The organism is Roseicyclus mahoneyensis, assembly GCF_003148775.1.
Classification (GTDB): Bacteria; Pseudomonadota; Alphaproteobacteria; order Rhodobacterales; family Rhodobacteraceae; genus Roseicyclus; species Roseicyclus mahoneyensis.
Genome location: NZ_QGGW01000003.1, coordinates 350,638 through 373,249, shown reverse-complemented (window position 1 = coordinate 373,249; position 22,612 = coordinate 350,638). Strand labels below are relative to the sequence as shown.

Annotated in this window: 25 protein-coding genes and 2 tRNA genes; 17 read left to right on the top strand and 10 right to left on the bottom strand. The window is 66.4% G+C overall.

All coding sequences use genetic code 11. The features are described from left to right. Position 1: 1 nt before the first annotated feature. Both C7455_RS08985 and C7455_RS08980 read right to left on the bottom strand, forming a co-directional pair. Positions 2–838 (bottom strand): protein NO VEIN domain-containing protein, encoded by an 837-nt coding sequence (locus C7455_RS08985; RefSeq protein ID WP_109667454.1) that lies wholly within the window; start codon positions 836–838, stop codon positions 2–4. A gap of 388 nt (positions 839–1,226) precedes the next feature. Beyond that, positions 1,227–1,316 (bottom strand) — tRNA-Ser (locus C7455_RS08980). A 222-nt stretch (positions 1,317–1,538) separates the two neighbouring features. On the opposite strand from C7455_RS08980, the gene C7455_RS08975 reads away from it, so the two are divergent. From C7455_RS08975 to C7455_RS08945, 7 genes are all read left to right on the top strand, one after another. Beyond that, on the top strand, positions 1,539–2,492 hold the full coding sequence (locus tag C7455_RS08975) for an SPOR domain-containing protein (protein WP_109667453.1): 954 nt from the start codon (positions 1,539–1,541) through the stop codon (positions 2,490–2,492). A 43-nt stretch (positions 2,493–2,535) separates the two neighbouring features. Further along, positions 2,536–3,723, top strand: a complete 1,188-nt coding sequence (locus C7455_RS08970) for a D-alanyl-D-alanine carboxypeptidase family protein (RefSeq protein WP_425450636.1) — start codon at positions 2,536–2,538, stop codon at positions 3,721–3,723. Beyond that, entirely contained in the window at positions 3,723–4,364 is a 642-nt protein-coding gene (gene tmk, locus C7455_RS08965) for a dTMP kinase (protein WP_109667451.1), read from the top strand. The genes C7455_RS08970 and tmk overlap by 1 nt, the downstream gene beginning before the upstream one ends. A 98-nt stretch (positions 4,365–4,462) precedes the next feature. Continuing rightward, a complete protein-coding gene (locus C7455_RS08960) occupies positions 4,463–5,593 on the top strand; it encodes a DNA polymerase III subunit delta' (RefSeq protein ID WP_109667450.1) in 1,131 nt (376 codons plus the stop codon). 17 nt (positions 5,594–5,610) lie between these two features. Beyond that, a complete protein-coding gene (locus C7455_RS08955; protein WP_109667448.1) occupies positions 5,611–6,423 on the top strand; it encodes a TatD family hydrolase in 813 nt (270 codons plus the stop codon). Between the two features lie 3 nt (positions 6,424–6,426). After that, a complete protein-coding gene (locus C7455_RS08950) occupies positions 6,427–7,224 on the top strand; it encodes an MBL fold metallo-hydrolase (protein WP_109667447.1) in 798 nt (265 codons plus the stop codon). A gap of 4 nt (positions 7,225–7,228) precedes the next feature. After that, complete coding sequence (locus C7455_RS08945) at positions 7,229–8,158, top strand: AEC family transporter (RefSeq protein ID WP_109667445.1); 930 nt, start codon at positions 7,229–7,231, stop codon at positions 8,156–8,158. A 12-nt stretch (positions 8,159–8,170) separates the two neighbouring features. On the opposite strand, the gene C7455_RS08940 is transcribed toward C7455_RS08945, so the two are convergent. Together C7455_RS08940 and C7455_RS08935 are read right to left on the bottom strand one after the other, a co-directional pair. Further along, positions 8,171–8,842, bottom strand: a complete 672-nt coding sequence (locus C7455_RS08940; RefSeq protein WP_109667443.1) for a Hint domain-containing protein — start codon at positions 8,840–8,842, stop codon at positions 8,171–8,173. 152 nt (positions 8,843–8,994) lie between these two features. Next, a complete protein-coding gene (locus tag C7455_RS08935) occupies positions 8,995–9,282 on the bottom strand; it encodes a DUF1330 domain-containing protein (RefSeq protein ID WP_109667442.1) in 288 nt (95 codons plus the stop codon). An 84-nt stretch (positions 9,283–9,366) separates the two neighbouring features. Here C7455_RS08935 and C7455_RS08930 point away from each other — a divergent pair, with 84 nt between their 5' ends. Continuing rightward, on the top strand, positions 9,367–11,211 hold the full coding sequence (locus tag C7455_RS08930) for an ABC transporter ATP-binding protein (RefSeq protein ID WP_342767627.1): 1,845 nt from the start codon (positions 9,367–9,369) through the stop codon (positions 11,209–11,211). A gap of 43 nt (positions 11,212–11,254) precedes the next feature. Here the strand turns inward: C7455_RS08930 and C7455_RS08925 are convergent, their stop codons facing one another. From C7455_RS08925 to C7455_RS08910, 4 genes are all read right to left on the bottom strand, one after another. Continuing rightward, positions 11,255–12,100 (bottom strand): fumarylacetoacetate hydrolase family protein, encoded by an 846-nt coding sequence (locus tag C7455_RS08925; protein ID WP_109667440.1) that lies wholly within the window; start codon positions 12,098–12,100, stop codon positions 11,255–11,257. A gap of 109 nt (positions 12,101–12,209) precedes the next feature. After that, a tRNA-Leu gene (locus tag C7455_RS08920) sits at positions 12,210–12,296 on the bottom strand. 176 nt (positions 12,297–12,472) lie between these two features. Further along, positions 12,473–13,813, bottom strand: a complete 1,341-nt coding sequence (locus tag C7455_RS08915) for a peptidoglycan-binding domain-containing protein (protein ID WP_109667438.1) — start codon at positions 13,811–13,813, stop codon at positions 12,473–12,475. A gap of 119 nt (positions 13,814–13,932) precedes the next feature. Beyond that, positions 13,933–14,430, bottom strand: coding sequence for a DUF2306 domain-containing protein (locus tag C7455_RS08910; protein WP_109667437.1), 498 nt, complete (start codon positions 14,428–14,430; stop codon positions 13,933–13,935). A gap of 110 nt (positions 14,431–14,540) precedes the next feature. On the opposite strand from C7455_RS08910, the gene C7455_RS08905 reads away from it, so the two are divergent. The 7 genes from C7455_RS08905 to C7455_RS08875 all read left to right on the top strand — a co-directional run bounded on the left by C7455_RS08905 (position 14,541) and on the right by C7455_RS08875 (position 20,204). Then, positions 14,541–15,320 carry a LytTR family DNA-binding domain-containing protein gene (locus C7455_RS08905; RefSeq protein WP_146199966.1) on the top strand — a complete coding sequence of 260 codons (780 nt, stop codon included), beginning with the start codon at positions 14,541–14,543 and terminating at the stop codon, positions 15,318–15,320. A 12-nt stretch (positions 15,321–15,332) separates the two neighbouring features. After that, positions 15,333–15,995 (top strand): lipoyl(octanoyl) transferase LipB, encoded by a 663-nt coding sequence (lipB, locus tag C7455_RS08900; protein WP_109667434.1) that lies wholly within the window; start codon positions 15,333–15,335, stop codon positions 15,993–15,995. A 142-nt stretch (positions 15,996–16,137) separates the two neighbouring features. Further along, positions 16,138–16,527 (top strand): hypothetical protein, encoded by a 390-nt coding sequence (locus C7455_RS08895; protein WP_109667432.1) that lies wholly within the window; start codon positions 16,138–16,140, stop codon positions 16,525–16,527. 135 nt (positions 16,528–16,662) lie between these two features. Next, the gene (locus tag C7455_RS08890) at positions 16,663–17,250 is read left to right on the top strand and encodes an exopolysaccharide biosynthesis protein (protein ID WP_245904269.1); all 588 of its coding nucleotides are present in this window, start codon (positions 16,663–16,665) and stop codon (positions 17,248–17,250) included. A gap of 184 nt (positions 17,251–17,434) precedes the next feature. After that, entirely contained in the window at positions 17,435–19,096 is a 1,662-nt protein-coding gene (gene ctaD, locus C7455_RS08885) for a cytochrome c oxidase subunit I (protein WP_109667429.1), read from the top strand. A gap of 76 nt (positions 19,097–19,172) precedes the next feature. After that, a complete protein-coding gene (locus C7455_RS08880) occupies positions 19,173–19,646 on the top strand; it encodes a hypothetical protein (RefSeq protein ID WP_109667428.1) in 474 nt (157 codons plus the stop codon). Between the two features lie 45 nt (positions 19,647–19,691). Continuing rightward, the gene (locus C7455_RS08875) at positions 19,692–20,204 is read left to right on the top strand and encodes a DUF2244 domain-containing protein (RefSeq protein ID WP_109667426.1); all 513 of its coding nucleotides are present in this window, start codon (positions 19,692–19,694) and stop codon (positions 20,202–20,204) included. Between the two features lie 55 nt (positions 20,205–20,259). Here the strand turns inward: C7455_RS08875 and C7455_RS08870 are convergent, their stop codons facing one another. After that, complete coding sequence (locus C7455_RS08870) at positions 20,260–21,072, bottom strand: hypothetical protein (protein WP_109667425.1); 813 nt, start codon at positions 21,070–21,072, stop codon at positions 20,260–20,262. Positions 21,073–21,584: 512 nt separating this feature from the next. On the opposite strand from C7455_RS08870, the gene C7455_RS08865 reads away from it, so the two are divergent. Both C7455_RS08865 and C7455_RS20120 read left to right on the top strand, forming a co-directional pair. Then, positions 21,585–21,764 carry a helix-turn-helix domain-containing protein gene (locus tag C7455_RS08865; protein WP_109667579.1) on the top strand — a complete coding sequence of 60 codons (180 nt, stop codon included), beginning with the start codon at positions 21,585–21,587 and terminating at the stop codon, positions 21,762–21,764. 76 nt (positions 21,765–21,840) lie between these two features. Beyond that, positions 21,841–22,005 (top strand): hypothetical protein, encoded by a 165-nt coding sequence (locus tag C7455_RS20120; protein ID WP_170119037.1) that lies wholly within the window; start codon positions 21,841–21,843, stop codon positions 22,003–22,005. 20 nt (positions 22,006–22,025) lie between these two features. Here C7455_RS20120 and C7455_RS08860 read toward each other — a convergent pair whose 3' ends face one another. Further along, complete coding sequence (locus C7455_RS08860; protein ID WP_109667578.1) at positions 22,026–22,484, bottom strand: GatB/YqeY domain-containing protein; 459 nt, start codon at positions 22,482–22,484, stop codon at positions 22,026–22,028. Between the last annotated feature and the right edge of the window lie 128 nt (positions 22,485–22,612).

Sequence of the window (22,612 nt, the reverse complement as noted above, 5' to 3'; positions counted from 1 at the left end):
CTCAGTGAAAGCTCGCCTGAAACGTCGTCGCGGTCAGCGAGACATGCGCGTCCAGCGGCGGGTGCAGTTCGAACGCCTTCGGCTCGCGTGAGAAATTCCACAGCCGGAACAGGCGCCATTCCGACCGGCGCTCCTCGGCCACGGCCAGTTCGTTGCGGGTGATGTGGAAGGGCGTGCGCTCCCACCCGTTCGTCGTTTTGACCTCGATCAGCCGGGGGAGCCCGTCCGGGGCGAAACTCGCGATGTCGTAGCCCGCCCCGTCGCCATCCTCCTCCGACACCCAGCGCACCTTGCGCGCCAGATCGTCACGTCCTGCCGTCCGCAAGGCCGCGCGCTCATGCGCCAGCACGCGCTCCTCGCCCGCGCGGCCGAGGGCCCGGTTGCGCTCGTCCCGGCCCGCCACGTCGAACTTGCGGGCGATGTGCAGCATCTGGTCCAGCTCCTGTGGCGGCGGCTGGTTCGACAGCGTCGGCGGCGGCCCAATCCAGATATGCGCCGCCTCGCGTAGGCCAGCGGCGGTTTGCAGCCCCGGTTGGCGCCCGAGCCAGGCCGGGTTCAGCGCCAGCCACCGCGCCACGGCATCAACCAGCGTCATCTGAAAATTGAACGCGGGCTTGTAGCCGGGGATCCAGTCCTCGCCGAGGCCCTTCAGCACCGCGCTGATGTTCTGGTGCTTGAACTCGACGGACCCCTCGGACCGGTCGTTCAGTAGCGGGAGGAGCGCGCGCCGATGCTCGGCCTTGCTGTAGCGGTGCGCGGAGATGTCGTCGGCGAGCATCGCGAAGTAATCCGCGACGATCAGGTCGTTTTCCTCGTCTGTCCACGGCCCGTTCGACATTTCGCCAGGCTATGGGCGCGAAGTGTGTTTGTCATCAGAGACTTCCGGCAGGGCCTTGGCTCGCTTCGGACGCTTCCGCCGGACTTGGGGATCGGCCGCCACGGAGCCGTCCTTCTGGCCGCCTTGCGCCTTCGTGTCCGTCTCCGTCACCGGAATATTTCGCGAACGGGGCGAACCCATTAACGCGGCAACCCATTGGAAATGCAAGGATGATTTACGCCGTCCCGCCGCCATCGAGGGGCGTTCGAAGAGAGACACGGGCCATTCGGAGACCCATTCTTCGGCAAGCGCCCAGTCTCCGAAGGGCGGATGGCCCTGCCAACGCCCTTTGAAACAAAAAGAAAAAAGGCCCCAATCGGGGCCTTTGGACGGATTCAGTATCTGAATGTGGCGGAGGAGGTGGGATTCGAACCCACGGTACGCTTTCACGCACGCCGGTTTTCAAGACCGGTGCCTTCGACCGCTCGGCCACTCCTCCAGCAGTCGCTACCTCCTAGGTCAAGGATTGTGATTCTGAAAGACGCGCCGTGTGGGCAACAGTCTGGCGATCTCGCGCGAGGACTGTGTCAAACCAGTTTTCAGAACCGGCAGAACCCGCTATCTTCGCTCACAAATCAAACGGGTCCGCGTCCGCATGGCGGCGACGGCCCGATAAACCGAGGCGCCTTGCGGCGTCCATTGAGTGCGGACAGAGCAGAACATGACCCGAACGCCCACGATTCCGTCGCGTGCCAAGCTTTCCCTTGCCGCATGCACATTTCTCGCCCTGGCCGCATGCGGCGAAGAGTTTCAGCCCTTCGGCAATGCGGGCACCCGCAACGCCACCCAGGACGGGCCGGCGCCGATCGGCGCGACACGGCTGGTCGAGCGTGACATCGAGGCGCCCGATGTCTTCGACCTGACCGAAGAAGGTCTGTGGGATGGCCGCCCATCGCTGGGCGGGGTCTGGATCGCGCACCCGACCGCCAACGACCCCGAGCGGGTGATCATCCGCAACGAAGAAAACGGGCGCTTCGTGATCGGCGCCCTGTTCCGGCGCGAACATGACAATCCGGGCCCGGCACTGATGATCTCGTCGGATGCCGCCGCCGCGCTCAACATCCTTGCGGGCGATCCGACGCAGGTTCAGGTTACGGCCCTCAGGCGCGAAGAGGTGGCCGACCCGATCGTCACGCCCGCGGCAGGGGCAGAGATGACGCTGGCGGCGGCGGAAGGCACCTCCGTAGCGGCATCCGCGATCACAGCGAGCCCGCTTGGCGATCCGATCGCGGCGGCTGCAGCCGCTATTTCCGAGGCCGAGATCGCCGCCGGCATCGCCTCCGCCGGACCGGCTCCTGTCGCGCCGTCAGCCCCCGCCAGCACTGCCCCCGCCGCGCCTGCGGCCGTGGCGGCGTCAGCTCCCGCCCCGGGCGGCTCGACGCTCGACCGCGCCTATGTCCAGATCGGGATCTTTTCCGTACAGGAAAACGCCAACAACACCGGACAGGCCTTGCGCAACGCCGGTCTAGTGCCGACAATCTACGACCAGAGCACGAATGGTCGCCGCTTCTGGCGCGTGGTCGTCGGGCCGGCCCAGACAAGCGCGGATCGCGACGCCATGCTGCGCACGGTACGCGGTCTTGGCTTTGCCGATGCCTACGCGGTCACGAGGTGACACCCAAGACACGGGAACCGGAATGCAAGCTGCCCCCAGACCTTTGATCCTCACCGCCGTCGCCATGCTGGCGGCGGCCTGCCTTGTCCTGATTGCGCCCGTGGTCCGGGCGCAAGGCTTCGAGACCGAGGCGACAGCCGCTTATGTCATCGACCACGGCACCGGCCAGGTGCTGTTCTCGCACAATGCCGAGGTGCCCTTGCCGCCCGCCTCGATGTCGAAACTGATGCCGCTTCTGATGACCTTCGAAGCGATCGAGGAGGGCCGCCTGACGCTGGAGACGCGGCTGCCGGTCAGCGCCCATGCGATGAGTTTCGGCGGCTCGACCATGTTTCTCAACACCACTGACCGCCCCACCGTCGAGGAGCTGATCCGCGGCGTGATCATCGTATCGGGCAATGACGCCTCCGTTGTTCTGGCCGAAGCGCTCAGCCCAGATGGCACCGAGGCCGGATGGGCGCGGATCGCGACAGCGCGTGCGCGCGAATTGGGCATGACACAGACGACGCTGATGAACGCCTCGGGTTGGCCCGCCGCAGGACATGTGATGAGCATGCGCGATCTGGGCATCCTGGCCGAGCGGATCATAACCGAACACCCCGAGATGTATGCCTATTTCGCCGAGACGGAATTCGATTACGAAAACCGCTCGCCTGCCAACCGGTTCAACCGCAACCCGCTGCTGGCACTGGGGATCGGTGCCGACGGGCTCAAGACCGGCCACACCTCCGAGGCGGGATATGGGCTGGTCGGCTCGGCCACGCAGGGCAACCGGCGCGTCACCTTCGTCATAACCGGTCTGGCCAGCGGCGAGGCCCGCGCCCGCGAAGCCGAACGCATCGTGACATGGGGCCTGCGTCAGTTCGTTGAACGGCAAGTGGTCACAGGCGGCACCGAACTGGCCCGCGCGCCTGTATTTCTTGGGGCCGCGACCGATGTGGGGCTTGCGCCCGCCGAGGATCTGACGCTGCTCCTGCCTGCGACGGGCGCGCCGGGCCTGACGGCCGAGGTTACCTATACCGGCCCCTTCATGGCCCCGATCGCGACGGGTGACCAATTGGGCGAGCTGGTGGTGCGCATGGGCGCGGGCGTCGATGCCGTCGAACATCGCATCCCGATGCTGGCCACAGAGGATGTGGCGCAGGGTGGCATCGGCACCCGGCTGGGCGCGGCGACACGCGATGTACTGCACCGGCTGATTGGCCCGCCCCCCACGCTCGTGGGCGGGTGATGCCCTCCGACGGGACGGGCAAGGCCGGGCTGTTCGTCAGCCTCGAGGGGATCGACGGCTCGGGCAAATCTACGCAGGCCCGCAGGCTGGCCGAGGCCCTGCGCGCGCAAGGGCGCGATCCGGTCCTGACGCGCGAGCCCGGTGGCGCGCCCGGCGCCGAGGACATCCGCCGCCTGCTGGTAGAGGGCGATCCGGACCGCTGGTCGCCCGAGACCGAGATCTTGCTCTTCACCGCCGCCCGCCGCGACCATCTCGAACGCACGATCCGGCCCGCGCTGGCGGCGGGCCGTGATGTGATCACCGATCGCTTCGCGGATTCGACCCGCGTCTATCAGGGCGCGACGCGGGGCGATTTGCGCGGTCTGGTCGATGACGTCCACGCCCTTGTCATCGGGATCGAGCCCGACCTGACCCTGATCCTCGATATGGACCCGGAGGCGGCACTGACCCGCGGGCTTGCCCGCCGCTCGGGCGAGGACCGGTTCGAAGAGTTCGGCCTGCCCTTCCAACACAAGCTGCGCGACGGATTTCGCGCACTGGCCGAGAAAGCGCCGGACCGCTGCGTGCTGATCGACGCGGGCCGCGACGCGGATGCCATCGCCGCAGATATCGCCGCCGCCGTGGCGAAACATCTGGTGTGAACCGAAAACCTGCGGGGTTTCGGCAGGGACATCCGCAGCTGTCCCGGGCGGAAAACTCGAGTTTTCCGCCCCCCACCCCGCATGCTAGGACAGCGACCATGACCGAGGACGCCCTGCCAGACCCCGACCGCCTCGAGGGCGCCCCGCATCCGCGCGAAACCGCGCGCATTTTCGGCCAAACCGAGGCCGAGGCGACCTTCCTTGCGGCCCTCACCTCGGGCCGCCTGCCCCATGGCTGGCTGCTGACCGGGCCCGAAGGCGTGGGCAAAGCGACCTTCGCGTGGCGCGCGGCGCGCTACCTTCTTGCCACCCCGCCAGATCACGCAGACAGTCTCTTCGGCGCACCACCGCCCCCCGACAGCCTCGACATCGTGCCCGAACACCCGGTCGCGGCGCGGCTCAGGGCGCTCAGCGACCCGGGCCTGTGCCTGATCCGGCGCGGGCCGCGTCCCGATGGCAAGGCGCTGTCTGACGTGATCCGCGTCGACGAGGTGCGCCGGGTGAAATCCTTTTTCCATATGACCGCCAGCGGCGACGGGCGGCGCGTGGTGATCGTGGACTGCGCCGACGAGCTGAACGCCTCGGCCGCCAATGCGCTTCTCAAGGAACTGGAGGAACCGCCGCGCGATGCCGTCTTGTTCTTGATCTCGCACCGCCCATCGGGCCTTTTGCCGACGATCCGCTCGCGCTGCCGCACCTTGCGTTTCCACAGCCTCGGGGCCGAGGACTTGCAGGCGGCACTGGCGCAGGCGGGCCATCTTGTGCAGGACAATGCGCAGGGTCTGGCGGAACTGGCGGGCGGATCGGTGGGCGAGGCCGTGCGGCTCTTGTCCCATGACGGGCTGGGGCTGTACCGCGACCTGCTCGATCTGCTGGGCAGCCTGCCCCGGCTCGACCGGCCGCTTGCGCTGCGGCTGGCCGAGGCGACGGCGGGCAAGACCGGTGGGGCGCAGTTCGATCTGACGCTGTCCCTGCTCGACCGGGCGCTGGCGCGACTGGCGCGGCTTGGCACCAATGGCATTGCCTTGCCCGAGATCGTGCCGGGCGAGGCAAGGGTGCTGGCCCGCCTTGCGCCTTCGCCGCAAGCCGGGCGGGCGTGGGCCGATCTGTCCGCGACGCTGACCGCGCGGGCGCGGCGCGGGCGGGCGGTCAACCTTGACCCTGCCGCGCTCACGTTCGATATGTTCCTCGACCTTGATCGGACCGCCGCACAGCTTCCCGCGGCCTGACCCCCGCGAAAGCCGCCATGCCCGACACCGCCCTGCCCCAGATCGTCGACAGCCATTGCCATCTGGATTTCGACAGCCTCTCGGGCGAATTGCCCGAGGTGATGGCGCGCGCGCAGGCTGCCGGTGTCACCCGCATGGTGACGATCTGCACGCGGCTGAAGAATATCGCCGCGGTCCGCACCATCGCCGAGGCGCACACCCCCGTCTTCTGGGCCGCAGGCACGCACCCGATGAGCGCCGCCGAGGAACCCATGGCTACGGTCGCGGAGCTTATTGCGCTGGCGCGCCATCCGAAGTTCGTCGGCATCGGCGAGACCGGCCTCGACTACCACTACACCGCCGAGACCAAGGCCGTGCAGCAAGAAAGCCTGCGCCTCCACATCGAGGCGGCGCGCGCGACCTCCCTTCCCCTCATCATCCACGCCCGCGACGCAGATGACGACATGGCCCGCATCCTGACCGAGGAATACCGCGCCGGCCCCTACACCTGCGTCATGCACTGCTTTTCGTCGGGCGCCGACCTCGCCCGCGCGGCGCTCGATCTGGGATTCTACCTGTCGATGTCCGGCATCGCGGCCTTCCCGCGTTCGCAGGCGTTGCGCGACATCTTCGCCGCCGCCTCCCTCGACCGCATTCTCTTGGAAACCGACAGCCCCTACCTCGCCCCGCCCCCCCATCGCGGCAAGCGCAACGAACCCGCCTACACCGCCCATACGGCCCGCTTGGGCGCGGAGGTCTTCGGCCTCGACTACGCGGACTTCGCGCGCCAGACCTCCGCCAATTTCGACCGGCTGTTCTGGAAGGCCGCGGCCTGGGCAGAGGCCGCATAAGACATGGCGCAACTGATCTTCACCATCCTCGGTTGCGGTTCCTCGGGCGGCGTGCCGCGCCTTGGCGGTCATTGGGGGGATTGCGATCCCTTGAACCCGAAAAACACCCGCCGCCGCTGTTCGCTGCTCATCCGGCGGCGCGAGGGTGATGGCGAGACCGCCGTGCTGATCGACGCCTCACCCGACCTGCGCGCACAACTGCTCGACGCAGGCATCGGGCGGCTTGACGCCGTGGTCTTCACCCACGCCCACGCCGACCATACCCACGGCCTCGACGATCTGCGGATGATCGTCTTCAACATGCGCCAGCGCCTGCCCGTCTGGGCCGATGGCCCGACGCAGAACGACCTCATCTCGCGCTTTGGCTATGCCTTCGTGCAGCCGCCCAATTCTGACTACCCGCCGATCCTCGACCTCAATGCCATCAGGGGCGACGTGACGATCGAGGGCCCCGGCGGGCCGATCACGCTGACGCCCTTCGAGGTAGAACACGGCAATATCGACGCCTTGGGCTTCCGAATCGGCGATCTGGCCTACCTGCCCGACGTCTCTGACATTCCCGAGACCGTCTGGCCCAAGCTCGAAGGACTCGATTGCTGGATCCTCGACGCGCTGCGCCGCACGCCGCACCCCAGCCATGCCCATCTCGCCCGCTCGCTGGATTGGATTGCGCGCGCAAAGCCCCGGAAGGCTGTGCTGACCAACATGCACATCGACCTCGACTATGCAACTGTCGCCGCCGAAACTCCTGACAACGTCACGCCCGCCCATGACGGCCTGACCCTGACCTACGAGGTCTGAGGGCTTGCTCGAGATCCTCGCCATCGTCGTGCCCGTCTTCTTGGTCGTGGGTGCGGGCTACCTTGCCGTCTGGCGCAAGCTCTTCGCCGACAGCGCGGTCGACGGGCTGATGGTCTTCACCCAGAAATTCGCCATCCCCTGCCTGCTCTTCTCGGCCATCGCCACACTGGATCTGAGCGCGGATTTCGACGCGGCACTTCTGGCCAGCTACTACACCGGCTCCACCGTCAGCTTCTTTGCAGGGCTTCTGGGCGCGCGGCTGATCTTCAACCGGCCGATGGTCGACAGCGTGGTGATCGGGTTTTGCTGCCTCTTCGCCAATTCGGTCCTGCTGGGTCTGGCCATCGGCGAACGCGCCTATGGCGTCGAAAGCCTTGGGCCCAATTACGCGATCATCGCGCTGCATGCGCCGTTTTGCTACCTGCTGGGCATCGTCACGATGGAGATCGTGCGCGCCGAAGCAGGCGGGCTCCAGCTTGCCCGCACTGTCACCGGCGCAATCTTCAGCAATGCGCTGATGATCGGCATCGGTTTGGGCTTCGTGGTGAATTTCTCCGGCCTGCCGATCCCCGAGGTCGTCGATGACGCGCTGGCACTGATGATCCGCGCAGCACTGCCCGCCGCGCTGTTCGGGCTGGGCGGCGTGCTTTACCGCTACAAGCCCGAAGGCGACGCGGGCATCATCGCCATGATCTGCGCGGTGTCGCTGATCGTGCACCCGGCCATCGCCTGGACCCTGGGCAGCACCGTCGGTGGCTTGTCTGAGGGACAGATGCGCGCCGCCGTCGTCACCGCCGCCATGGCGCCGGGGGTCAACACCTATATCTTCGCCGACATGTACGGCGCGGCGCGGCGGGTCGTGGCCTCGTCGATCCTGATCGCCACGGCGCTCACGGTGGTGAGCGCCTCGGCGTGGATCTGGCTGCTGGGATAGGGCACGCGCGGATCAAGCCGCGCGCAGGACCAGTTCCTCGGCGTGCGACAGGATCGGCAAGGCAGCACGCAAACCGGCGTGATCGGCTGCCGACGGCATGGGCGGATGGTTCATCGTCAGCGCCTGTCCGGCCATGTCTTCGAGATGGCGCAAAGCATCGGGGCCGGTCTGCATCGTCTCGCAGGCCACATTCTCGGCCAGAACGACCTCGTGGCAGTCGAACATCAGATGGATGTAAGTGACCATCTCACAACTGTCGTCGACCACCACATCGCGGCCGTTCACGAAGCTTTTGGCGCTGGCCAGAACGGCATCGGCATCGAACAGCAACTCGGCCTGCCAGCCCGCGACGCGAACACGGTGGCCCTGCCCGAGGCGCAGGGGGCGGATATTATCCATCACCCCGGTGTCGAAACGCACCGGTGCTGCGGCACCCTTGGCCTCGACCTTTGTCAGACCGACCCAGACCAGAACGGCATGCCGCCCGTCGGCGGTCAGCACGCGATCACCGGACGACAGGCGCTCGACCGCCACATAACCCATGGGCGTGGCGACGCGGGTGCCGGCTACAAAGCCGATGGCCTCAACCGGGCGCACGAGCCCTGCATCCATCGGCCCGGAACCGATCCGGGCAAGCGTGGCGGGAAGGTCGTCGAAATCCTCGTGGCGCATCGGTGCAGACATGGCAGTTCCCCTGATGGCAGCGTCTTGACTGACACAGGGTTAACGCGAGTCTCCGGCAGGATTGCGGGGCGATTGGGGCTTCTTTACGGCCCCGTTCGCGGCCTGCCCCAATCTTGACACGTCCTGCACATGGCGTCGCCATGAGGGGCGGGTCAGACGCCCTCGACCACCAAGATCACGCTGTCGGCGGTGCGACGGCGGATGTCGGCGACCTCCTGATAGGCGGGATCGTTATAGGCCGCGAGCGCCGCCGCATAGCTCGGGAACTCGATCACCACATGGCGGTTGAGGGTCTCGCCCTCCATCACCTGCGATTGCCCGCCGCGCACGACGAACTGTCCGCCCAGCCCCAGAAGGATCGGCGTGTCACGCGTCACATATTCCTTGTAGGCCTCGGGATCGTTCACGGTGATATGGCCGATGATGTAACCTTTGGGCATCGCTGTCGTCCTTATTCGGGGTCTTTCGGCAACCTCTTATCGCCTCGGCCACCGCTTGTCTGCCCAAAGCGCCAAGGGCGCGGCTTGTCTGATGCAGGCACATGGCATAAGTCCCGACCTCGCCACATCTGCCCCCGCCGCGAGGCCATTGCCCTGCAAAGACCAGCCGACCCAAAGGCCACCGAGGCCGCCACCGCGCGCCACCTCCTGGGGCGGCTCTGGCGCGAGCATGTGCGCGGCCACCTGCCCCGGCTCTTGCTGGCCGCAGCCCTGATGTCGGTCGAGGGAGCGACGCTGGGCGTGCTGGCCTATATGGTCCAGCCGCTCTTCGACGACATGTTCGGGGCGGGCAGCATGGAGGGTGTGGGATGGATCGCCATCGCCATTGCCGTGATCTTCGTGGCGCGCGCCGTGGCGGGATTTGCGCAGCGGCTGATCATCGTGTCGATCGGCCTCAAGGTCACGACCGCGCTGCAGTCGCGGCTGGTCACCCACCTGCTGTCACTCGACCTGAGCTATTTCCGCGACAATCCGCCCGGCGCGCTGATCGAACGGGTGCGCGGGGACACGCTGGCGCTTCAGGGGCTGGCGTCGTCCACCGTGATGTCGCTGGGGCGCGATACGATCACGCTTGCGTCGCTCTTGACGGTGATGCTGGTCAACGACTGGATTTGGACGCTCTTGGCGCTGGTGGGCCTGCCGCTGCTGATCTTGCCGATCATCGCGGTGCAAGGCTATATCCGCACCACGACCAACGCCAGCCGAGAGGCGGCAGCGCGCCTGTCGACCCAGCTCGACGAGATGTTCCACGGCATCCAGTCGATCAAGCTCAACCGGCTGGAAACGCACGAGACCTCGCGTTTCGGCGCCGAGGTGCAGCGTTATTTGCGACAGGCCCTGCGCGCGCAACGCGGACTGGCCGCCAACCCTGCGATGATCGATGTGATCACGGCGGCAGGCTTTGTCGCCGTGCTCTATTATGGCGGAGCGCAGATCATCGCGGGCGACAAGACGGTGGGGCAATTCATGTCCTTCTTCACCGCGCTGGCGCTGCTCTTCGACCCGCTGCGCCGGCTGTCCAACATCGCCGGCCAGATCCAGGCCGGGATCGCCTCGCTCGACCGGCTCTATGCCGTGCTTGAGGCGCGGCCGACGATCCTGCCGCCTGCCGCGCCCCGGCCGGTGCAGCCCGGCGATATCCGATTCGACGAGGTGCGCTTTGCCTATGGTCATCTGCCCGTTCTGGCGGGTCTCAGCCTGACCGCCGCGGAGGGGCAGACCACCGCCCTCGTGGGACCGTCAGGGGCGGGCAAGACGACCGTCTTCGGCCTGTTGACGCGGCTGGTCGACCCCTCGGCCGGCACAATCAGCATCGGTGGCACGGACGTGCGCCATCTTGGCCTCGACGGCCTGCGCGACGCTATTGCCGTGGTGGGGCAGGAAACCGCGCTGTTCGACACCACCATTGCCGAAAACATCCGTCTGGGACGTCTCGACGCCACAGAGGCCGAGGTGCGCGCAGCGGCCGAGGCGGCCTCGGTGCTGGAGTTTGCCGAAGCCCTGCCCGAGGGGCTGGACACCGGCGTCGGCCCGCGCGGATCGGCCCTGTCGGGCGGGCAACGCCAGCGCGTGGCGATTGCCCGCGCGATGCTGAAATCGGCGCCCATCTTGCTTCTGGACGAACCGACCTCGGCGCTTGACGCCCGCTCGGAACAGCTGGTGCAGGACGCGCTGGCGCGGCTGTCGCAAGGGCGCACGACCTTGGTGATCGCACATCGCCTGTCGACGATCCGGGACGCCGACAAGATCGTGGTGCTGGACCGGGGCAGCGCGATCGAGGAAGGCACCCACGCCGAGTTGATGGCAGCCAATGGCGCCTACGCACGGCTTCACGATCTGCAATCAGCGGGTGTGACCACCACGCTCTAGGCAGACGGCGCCGGTGATCCATACACCGACGCCGCGCCTGACATCAGACCCGCGCGCGAACGGGCGAGCGATGCGCGCCCAAGCCCTCGATCGACATCTCGACGACATCGCCGTTCTGCAGGTAGCGCGGTGGCTTTTTCCCCATGCCCACGCCCGGCGGGGTGCCCGTCACGATCAGATCTCCGGCTTCGAGCAGCGCGAACCGGCTGAGGTACTCGACGATATGTGCGACACCGAAGATCATCGTTGCGGTGGTGCCAGTCTGCATCACCTCACCGTTCACCGACAGCTCCATCCCCAGCGCCTGCGGATCGGGGACCTCGTCGCGGGTGACCAGCCAAGGGCCGCAAGGGCAGAAAGACGGATAGCTCTTGCCCTTCATCCACTGCCCGCCGCGTTCCAGCTGCCAGACGCGCTCGGACACGTCATTGGCGGCGACATAGCCAAAGACATGGTCCATCGCCGTGCCCGGCGCGATATCCAGCGCAGGCGTGCCGATGACGATGCCCAGTTCGACCTCCCAGTCGATCTTGGACATGTTGGGCGATGTCAGGATCGGGTCGGTCGGACCGCACAACGTGCTTCCGGGCTTGCTGAAGATGATGGGCTCGGACGGCACCGGCATGCCCGCCTCGGCAGCATGGTCGGAGTAATTCAGCCCGATGCACCAGATGTTGCGCGGCCGCGCAAAGGGCGCGCCGATGCGCTGCCCTTCCACCGCCAGCGCAGGCAAGCCGGACAGGTCCACACCAGCCAGACGTTCGGTCAGGGTTTCGATCGTATCCGGGCCGATATCGGCCACGATCCCCGAGATGTCGCGCGCCGTTCCGGCCGCATCCAGCACCGCGGGGCGTTCCGCCCCGACATCGCCTATCCGCATGAATTTCATTCTGTCCTCCCTCCGTGACATGATCGGGGGCGACTAATCATGTTCGACGCGCGCTGTCACGGGGATAAGGGGGCCGAGGCAGGCCTATAGCCTGCCATACAGACCTGATTGGTGCGGTCGAGAAGACTCGAACTTCCACGGGAGTTACCCCACAGCGACCTCAACGCTGCGCGTCTACCAATTCCGCCACGACCGCACGTGATCAGGTAGTGGCAGGCGTTTAGCCGAGGGCAGCGCCCTTGTGAAGAGGGCGCGACGGGAAATTTTCATGGCAGCGTCATAGCGGGGCCGGATGCCATCCTGCGCCTTGTGCGAAAAAGAAAACCGGGCCCCGCGACAGGGCCCGGCGGTGATCGCGCCGATGCGCGGCGCTTATTGGGTGACGTTGAACATCGGCAGCGCGTTTTGCGGCACCGGCACGGGGACAGGCACTGGGACCTGCTGAGCGGCAGGCACTGGCGTGGGCATCGCGGGCGCGCCCTGCAACTGCATCGTAGCCGCGCGCAAAAGCTGCGTCCGCTCGGGCTGGCCGGGCATGAAGGCGGGCTGGGCGCCCTGCTCAAGCGCGCTCAGGCTGGTGTTGTACCATTGCATCGCCAGATCGGGGCGCGTCGTGGTGCCAAAGCCTTCGCGCAGGTGATGGCCAAGCAATTCGCCGTAGGCGGGCTCGCCCATGGCGGTCAACGCCAGCGCGGATCCAACGGCCATGCGCATGTTGTCCTGCGCGTAGCCCACCGACAGGCAGACCCGTGCCGTGGCCGACAGATCGGCGGGCGGCATGCCCGAGCCCAGCGCGATGGTTGTCACCTGCGGCGTCAGCTGCGTGGGTCCGGTCAACGAGGCCTGATCGATCTGGCTGCTGAAAAGCTGCGCGAACTGGCCGCACTGGTCCGTGATCTGCGCCGGGCTGAGCCCGTTGATGTTCTGCATCAGCTGCTCGCCCTGCGCCATGGCGTAGGTTCGGGCGACGCAGAACTGTTCGCTGAGCGTGAAATCGGGGTCGCGCATCGTCGCCAGCGTGACATAGCCGCCATTGGTCGAGGTCTGCAGCATCACGCCGTTACAGGTGTTGGCCAGCGATGCGGTCGGCGCGGAATTGGCGAACAGATTGGGCACAGCGGGTGCAGCGGCCAGAACGCCCGGCGCAGGTGCGACCGGCGCGATCTGCGGCTGCGGGTTGACGATCACGGTGGTTGCGGGCGGCTGTGGGGCGAATTGCGGCGCGGCGGCCGGCAGCGGGCGGCCTTCGCGGCTGTCACGGTAGGCGAAGAGCAGCGGCTGGCCCGACATGCCCGTCTGCTGCGCACCCCCGTTCTGGCCCCAATAATAGGCATCCATCAGGTATTCGAACTGGTAGTTGGAAAACTCGCGCCCGTTGACCGGATAGCCCATGGCGCGCTGGTAGCGTTCGATCGCGGCGCGGGTACCATTGCCGATCTGACCGTCGACGGAGCCCGCGTTGAAGCCGAAATAGTTGAGCGCAAGCTGCGTCTCGCGGCCCTGCTGGGTTGCAGGAATGCCGGGGCGCACGACGCGCGGGGCTGTCCCGGTCACCGGACGGGTATTGCGGTTGCCCTGCGCGAGAGCATGGCCGATGACACCGCCGATCAGCGCACCGCCGAGGAATTCAGCGGCATCTGCTTCGGCGCGCTCGGCAGGAACAAGGGCAATCGCCGCGATCAGGCTGGCCGAGGTAAGGAATTTAGCGAACATCTTTGGTCCCTCCAGATGAATTTTGACCCGGAATTGTACGGCAGGGGTCGTTGGCTGGCTAAAGACTAGCACAGGGTCGCGCGATGCTAAGTCCAAAAATCCTTGCCCTGCGGAAAACCCTACCCCGCCGCAGGGCGCGCACGCCGCCCCCGCACGATCCGCAGGGCAATAGCCAGGGCGATCCCCACGATCACGACCGCACCCAGCGAGGGACGATCCCCAAAGATCAGTGTGTTGAGCGTGCGACCGGGCAAGAGCGTGAAGGTGCCCGCCACGATCAGGGCCTGCCAATAGAGCCCGCGCATCCAGCCCGAATGGGCCGCGACATCGCCTGCGCGGGCCGCGGACACGCCCCGCCACAGACCATAAAGCACCAGCACCGACAGCGCGTGGATCGGACCGAAGCCAAAGGCCAGCGGCAAGATCGCCGCCTCGAGCCAGAAGGCGCTGGCCGCGGTCAGGGCCATCGCAGTGACCCAGATGTAGCCCGCCACCTTGTGCCGGACGTCGCGGCGGCGACGGGTGAGCGCCACAGGGCCCAGCAGCAGCGCGAGCAGCGCGGGCCATAGATGCAGGTGCAGGGCGGTTGGCAGGGCGGCGAGATCGGGCAGGGTCATCGGGCAGGTCCTTTCGTGGGGCGCGCACCGTCTTGTGGGCGGGGCATGGCTTTGGCAGGGTCTTCACCAATCCGCGCGCCGCCTTTCCAGCGCGCCTTCGCAAGGAGCGGATGAACTTCGTGACTGACCGCCCGCCGCAGTCCGCGCTTCGTGACCTGCGGGCCCATCTGGTCCGCCCCACGACCCTGGCCGCATTGGCGGGCGCCGTGGCCGTGCTGGTGCTGGCCGGTCCCTTCGGCACGCTCGACCGCCTCTCGCTTGGGGCGCGGGCGGGCTATTGGGGCGCCGTGGTGTTCAGCACCTATGCCATGGGCGCAGCCATCGACATCATGTTCAGGCCGCGTCTTGCCGGCCGGGGCCGGGCGTTGCGCGTGGCCGCCGTGACGTTGGCGACGGCGGTGGCGGTCACGGGGGTCGTGGCTGGTCTGAACCGTCTGCTCCTGGGCGCGTGGCCCGACACCGGCGGGATGATCTGGACCCTTGCAGCGATCTTCGCCGTGGCCGTCATCGCCACCTTGCTCCTGCAGGTTCAGGCGGAGTCCGGGCCTGCCACGCAAAACGCATCCGACGCCCCGCCACCCTTGCTGGACCGGGTGCCGCTCGACCGGCGCGGGGCGCTCGTGGCGCTGTCGGTCGAGGATCACTACGTCCGCATCCGCACCACGCGGGGCGAGACGATGCTGCTCATGCGCCTTGGCGACGCGATCCGCGAGGCCGCGCCCACGCCGGGCCTGCAGGTGCACCGCTCGCATTGGGTGGCGCTGGCGGCCGTCAGGGCCGTGCGCCGCGACGGCGACCGCGCGATCCTTGAAATGACGGTGGGGGGTGACATTCCCGCCTCGCGCTCGCATATCCCGGCGCTGAGAGAGGCGGGCCTCCTGCCCCGCTGAAGAGAGGGCAACATGGTGGAATGGATCACCTCGGACCGGCCGGTGGGCTATGCCGAGGCCGTCGCCTGGATGGAGGCGCGTGCGGATGCCATCGCGCAAGGCACGGCGGACGAGGCGATCTGGCTGCTCGAACACCCCGCCCTCTATACCGCGGGCACCTCGGCCCGGCCCGAAGACCTGACCGATCCCGACCGTTTCCCGGTGCATGTCACGCGCCGTGGCGGGCAATACACCTATCACGGTCCGGGCCAGCGCGTCGTCTATGTCATGCTCGACCTCAACCGGCGCGGCCGCGACGTGCGCGCCTTTGTCACCACGCTGGAGACATGGGTGATCGCCACGCTGGCCCAATTCAACGTCGCGGGAGAGGTGCGGGCGGGCCGCGTCGGCGTATGGGTGGCGAGGCCCGACAAGCCACCCCTGCCCGATGGTACCCCGCGCGAGGACAAGATCGCGGCCATCGGCGTGCGGCTGCGCAAATGGATCAGTTTTCACGGGCTGTCGATCAACCTCGACCCGGACCTCGGCCATTTCGACGGCATCGTGCCTTGCGGGATCACCGGGCATGGCGTGACGAGCCTTGTCGATCTGGGCCTTCCGGTGACGATGGATGACCTCGACCTTGCCCTCCGGGCGTCCTTTGCGACGGCCTTTTGCGACCTGAAGCCGGGTTAGGACGGCCCTGTCCGACCGCTGTGGCCTTGCCGCCACAAGCCTGGGTTTTCGCGCTTCACTATCGATAGCCCGTGCCCCTTGGTTTGGAAGAGCGATAGCCTGTCCACGATGCAATCCGCATCCTCAGTCACGGACCACCCACATGACGACGCCGAACCGTCCTTTCCGGGCGCTCTCCATTGCTGCGCCTGCGTTCGCAACCCTTGCGCTCGTTGCCTTTCTTGCGCTGCCCGCCACAGCGCAGCAAAATCTGCATCAAGATGATTGGACCTTTAATCTGTTCAACGACTCGTCCATCGCGCTGCAGGCCTTCCAGATTCAGGAGATGTCGGGCGCCTTCAGCCACAACTGGTTGGCGCGCGGCATGGCCCCCGGCGAAGGCTTGACGCTGGAATTCAGCGACCCGCTGGACACACGCTGCGAGATCCTGACCCGCGTGGTCTTCCGCAATGGCGCCGTGCTGGACGGCTACATCGATTATTGCGGCACCGCGATCGTTCAGGTCACCAACGAAGGCCTGTTCTTCGAATAGGCGGGCGCGCGCCGAGCGCAGGCGCGATCCTTCCGAAACCCCTACGGCGCGCCTATCTGCACTGCCTGTCCCGGCACGCCGCCGGGACAGGGGCGCGGGTACGAGATGTCATCACCAACCATTTTGCCGTCGCGGGTGCGGCCGCATCTACCGCAGGGCCTGACGGAACTGCTCGACGAGGTCGACGCCCTGACCGAAAACGAGGATCACCCCTCGTTGCACAGCGTCATGGGCGCCTTTGGCCCGGCCGGCGCGCTGCCGGTGATGATGCTCGTGGCGCTTGTCATCGTCTCGCCCTTGTCGGGCATCCCGCTATTGTCCAGCCTTGGCGGCCTGACCATTGCCGGCATCGCGCTGCAACTGGTGCTGGGCAGGGACCGGCTATGGCTGCCCGGCTGGCTCGGCCGCCGATCCATTCCGCGAGATCGCCTGTCGGCGGCGCTGGTCCGATTGCGCCCGGCGGCGGAATTTCTCGACCGGCACAGCCGCCCTCGATTGCGGATGATGACAGCCCCGCCGGTCTCGCAACTGGTGCTTGTGCTATGTGGGCTTGCGGGACTGTCGATGCCCTTTCTCGAGATCCTGCCCTTCACGTCATCGCTGCTGGCGATGGCGGTCACCTGCCTCGGGTTTTCGTTGCTGACGCGCGACGGGCTCTGGGCCGCGCTGGCGATGATGCCGATGGGCGGGGCGGGCTGGCTTCTGGTCACCCTGATAGGCTGAACCGGCCCGTCCCGCCTCCATTCGGACCACGCCTTGATCTGAGACAATTTCCCTCACCCAAAGTCGCGGCTGATTGACGCGAGCGCGATTGAACCGCTGGTGCGAGGATCGTAGAACGTCACAATATGGCATGCCGGCTGTTTTAGACCGGACGGCACTGACGCGCGACAGACAGGAGCACCACATGGCAGACGCCACGCTACAGGGGCATGACCACGACCGACCGGGTTTCTTCACCCGGTGGTTCATGTCCACCAACCACAAGGACATCGGCATTCTCTACCTGTTTACGGCAGGTGTGGTGGGCCTCGTATCTGTCATTTTCACCGTCTATATGCGGATGGAACTGATGGAACCGGGCGTGCAATACATGTGCGCCGAGGGCGCGCGCCTGACCGCAGCCGCGGTCGAGGATTGCACCCCCGACGGGCATTTGTGGAACGTGATGATCACGGGCCACGGCGTCTTGATGATGTTCTTTGTTGTGATCCCAGCGCTCTTTGGCGGCTTCGGCAACTACTTCATGCCGCTGATGATCGGCGCGCCGGATATGGCGTTTCCGCGTCTGAACAACCTGTCTTACTGGCTTTACGTCGCGGGCACATGTCTCGCCTTCTGCGCGGTGTTCATCGACGGCGGCGCAGGCCCGGGCTGGACCTTCTACCCGCCGTTGTCGTGGCAGGACGCACCGACCTCGCGCGCGGTCGATTTCGCGATCTTCGCCGTGCACGTCTCGGGTGCATCCTCGATCCTCGGCTCGATCAACATCATCACGACCTTCCTCAACATGCGCGCGCCGGGCATGACGCTGCACAAGGTGCCGCTGTTTGCCTGGTCGATCTTCGTCACTGCATGGCTGCTGCTGCTGTCGCTGCCGGTTCTGGCAGGTGCCATCACCATGCTGCTGACCGACCGCAATTTCGGCACGACCTTCTTCGACGTGTCGGGCGGCGGTGACCCGGTTCTGTTCCAGCACATCTTCTGGTTCTTCGGCCACCCCGAGGTCTACATCGTGATCCTGCCGGCCTTCGGCATCATCAGCCACGTGGTCTCGACCTTCTCGAAAAAGCCGATCTTTGGCTATCTGCCGATGGTCTACGCACTGGTCGCCATCGGCGGTCTGGGCTTTGTCGTCTGGGCGCACCACATGTACACCGTGGGCATGACCCTGACGCAGCAGGCCTATTTCATGGTGGCGACGATGGTGATCGCGGTGCCGACCGGCATCAAGATCTTCAGCTGGATCGCCACGATGTGGCAGGGCTCGATCAGCTTCAAGACCCCGATGCTGTTTGCCGTGGGCTTCATCTTCCTGTTCACGCTGGGTGGCACGACGGGCATCATCTTGTCCCAGGCGGGCGTCGACCGCGCCTATCACGACACCTATTACGTCGTGGCGCACTTCCACTACGTCATGAGCCTTGGTGCCGTGTTCGGGATCTTCGCGGGCGTCTATTACTGGATCGGCAAGATGTCCGGCCGCCAGTACCCCGAGTTCCTCGGCAAGGTGCATTTCTGGACCTTCTTCCTCGGCACCAATCTGACCTTCTTCCCGCAGCACTTCCTGGGCCGTCAGGGGATGCCGCGCCGCTACATCGACTACCCGGATGCCTTCGCGCTCTGGAACTATGTCAGCTCGATCGGCGCCTTCATCTCCTTTGGCTCGTTCCTCTTGTTCATCGGCATCGTGTTCTACACGCTGCGCGCCGGCAAGAAGCTGGAAGAGAACGCCTATTGGGGCGAACACGCCGACACGCTGGAATGGACCCTTCCCAACCCGCCGCCGGAGCACACCTTCGAGGAGCTTCCGACGCGCGAGATGTGGGACCGTCAGCCGCATCACTGACGGAAACTCAGATCAGAAAGGGCGCCCCAAAAGGGCGCCCTTTATTTCTCCCATCATGCCCTGTCGCGCCGCCTCCATGCCAATCCTCCCCATCCTCGCAAGCCTGTTGTTGGGAAGCGTCTTCATCGCGGCGCTGATCCTTGGGGCCGATGGCGCGCTTATGCGGCTGACCGGCGGTGGCATCGACACGACCTTCGTCGATACCCATGCGCTGGCCACGTTCGACCTCTGGATGACCCGCATGGCCGTCCTGTCCCCTATCGCGGCGGGGCTGCTTGCGGTTGCGCTTTGGCTCGGGCGGCCCGCACTACGGCAAGCCGCCTCCATGGCCGCGATCATATGGGCCTTGGGCATCGCGGTGGCGCTCTATCCCAGGTCAATCCTGATCCCTGCCCCGTTACCGCGACGCACGATCGACGATCCCGCTGCCGTTGACACATGGGCCTTGGTGACGACCACAAGCGAGATCGTCTTCATGATCGCCTCTGTCGCGCTCCTTGGCTGCGCCGCCCGTGCCGTCGTCTCGCGCCTCAGACCAAGGCCCGATTGACGCAGCCCCTTGCTCTCGTTCGAAACCGCCGCACACTCTCCCTTCATGCCGATCACCTGTCCCGCCCCGACCCAGACCGATCATGCCAGCGCCGGACGCGGCGCGCCCCGGCTGCACCTGATCTTGACCCCGCACAAATCCCTGACACCAGAAGGTTTTGTCTGGTTCATCGGGCTGACGGCGGCGCTGATCTCGGTGCCGCTTTTCTCCATCCTTGGAACGGCTGTGTTCTGGGCATTGCTGCCCTTCCTGGCCACAGCGATCCTGGGCGTGTGGATCGCGCTCAAGCGCAGCTGGCGCGACAACGACATCTCTGAAGAACTGCTGATCTGGGACGACCTGATCCGGTTGGAACGTCAGGAACCAAGACGCCCATCCCGCGACTGGGAGGCCAACCCCTATTGGGTGCGCGTGACACTGCACGCCCGCGGTGGGCCGGTACCACAATACCTGACACTGCAGGGCGGCGACCGCGAGGTGGAGCTGGGCGCCTTTCTGACGCCGCCTGAACGCGTCGGTCTGAAGGACACTTTGGACCGCGCGCTGCGCGCCCCTTGATACTGAAAAAGGGGCGCGCCTCTCGTGGCGCGCCCAACGGTCTTGTGTCAGCGGATCACTCGGCCGCTTCGACCGCCACCTGCCGACGCTCTAGCGCCATGCCAATCCCGGCGTCCTTGAGGGCCGAGTTGAAGGCCTTGGTGTCGATGCCCGAGGCCTGGGCCAGCACCATCAGATCGGCCAGAAGATCGGGCACCAGATCGATGTCGATCTCGCGCAGCAAACGGCCGAGATCGAATTTCCGCTTTGGATCGATCGCCAGCTCGAGGAAGGGCCGCCGTTCGGCCGGCACCTCGTTCAGCGCACTGCCCGACGCCAGCGGCAGGCTCGACTGGGTCTGGCTTTCGATGGTCTTGCCGTCGCGGAAATAGGTCGCGCGGTTCTGCGGGGTCAGCAACACATTGGCCGGACGGTCAAGCTGGCGGATGATCTTGATCTCCTTGCCGGCCGTCTCGATCAGCGCCGGAAGCCGCAGCGTGACGTAGCCCCGCGCCTCATAGTCGGCGGGGTCCGCCGTGCCGTCGCCGATGGGTGGCGGGAACGGATCGGAAGGCAGCACCGCAACCTTGGCCGTGGCATGGGCCGGGATCTTGAGCAGCGGGCTGAGACGGAAGGACTTGGCCGCAGGCCCTCCCAGAAGGGAATAGGTGAAGTCGTTGTTGTCGCCCGCGATGTCGACGATCACCAGCGTGTTGCCCGATAACGTGCGCGTCGGGTCAGTGATGGAGGAGGTGACGAAGTCGAGCCGGAAACTCAGCGCCACATCTTCGAGATTGGTGATCGACAGGAAGTAACCCTGCAACACGGTGTCGGCCGGCGGCACCGGCGATTGCGGCTTAAAGATCAGTTCGAAATGAGAAACGTTCATCGGTCTTGCTCCGAGGTTGAGTTGGGAAATGCAAGTGTCGTGAAGCGAAGACCACAGTCAGGTTGTTTTCGGATTCGCGACAGTAGGGTTTTCCTGCCTTTGCCCGGCATCCTGTCGCGCCCCGTGGCTGTCGCGGGCGCATTCGAGGAATCGGCCAGCCTTTTCCGGAAAGCGGCAAGACCCCTCGGGCGCGGCGCGCCAGAGTGAGGGCGTCAAGCACCGGGCAACGCCGCGAAAATTCGGACCCATGGACCTGATCGACACGGCCCTGCGCGGGGGTGCCGTCGCGCTGCCGATGCTGCTGGCGGGCCTGATGTGGCGCGCGCCGATCGCCCGCGAGGGGCGGCTGTCGGTCATTGCCGTCGCGGTGACGGCACCGGCCTTTTGTTGGTGCACGGGCCACAGGCTGCTGCCCTGCCGGACCCGGTGGCGGTGCAGCGGATGCTTGCGGCCTGTGCCATTCCGCTGGCCGGGTCTGGCCGCTCCTCTTGAAGCTTGGCCACAGCGCGCGGATGGGCCGCACCGGTCTGGAAATTGCCCAAGAAACCGGCTTCGTTTCGCTCGGGCCGTTCAATCGCGCCTTCCGTGCGCAGACCGGACAAAGCCCTACCGAATTGCGCCGCGCCGTTCTGGAGGATGTGGGTCGGGCCGAATTGCGCAGTCTCACGCCGATCCGCGCTAACCTGCACTGATTTCGGAATTCGGCGGGCTCGGGCGTTGTGCCGGGCCATCTGGGGGGCAATCGACACCCCTGAACGGAGAGACTCGATGCGTTCCCTGATCCTAGCCTCTGCGCTGTCGCTCGCCATCGTGCCCGCGTCGGCCCAGACGGTTCCGACCGTGCCGTCGCAGTTTCCCGCGCCCGGCATCTTCTGCGGGTTCGTGACCCTGCGCACATCGGCGGCCCCTGTCAGCCGCGATGCGCGCGGGTGAGCCGATCACAGGGGGCTGCGTCAGCCCAGACGCCCCTTGATCATCGCACCCACTGCGCCAAAATCCATCTGCCCGGTGTAGCGCGCCTTGAGCGCCGCCATCACGCGACCCATGTCGCGCAGCCCTTCCGCTCCGGTTTCGGCGATGGCGCGGGTCACGGCCACCTCGACCTCCTCCGCCGACAGCTGGCGCGGCAGGTATTCCTCGATCACGCCGATTTCAGCGCGCTCCTTTTCCGCCAGTTCCAGCCGTCCGCCTTCCTCGTAGGCGCGCGCGCTTTCCTGCCGCTGCTTGACCATCTTGCCCAGAATGGCCAGCACACCCGCCTCGTCCACGCCCTCGGGCCGGCCTTCGCCGCGCAGCGCGATGTCTTGATCCTTGATCGCGGCATTGATCAGGCGCAGCGTGCTCAGCCGCGCGGCATCCTTGTCGCGCATCGCGGTCTTGAGGCCCGCGCCGATCCGTTCTCTCAGATCCATGCCCATGGCATCCCCCATGATATGTCCAAGCGCACCAGATAGGGCAGACGGGGCGCGGCAACAACACCAAGCTGCTGCGCCTTGACCCGCCCCCCTGCCCCCCTTAGACCACGCCAAGTTTGCCCGGA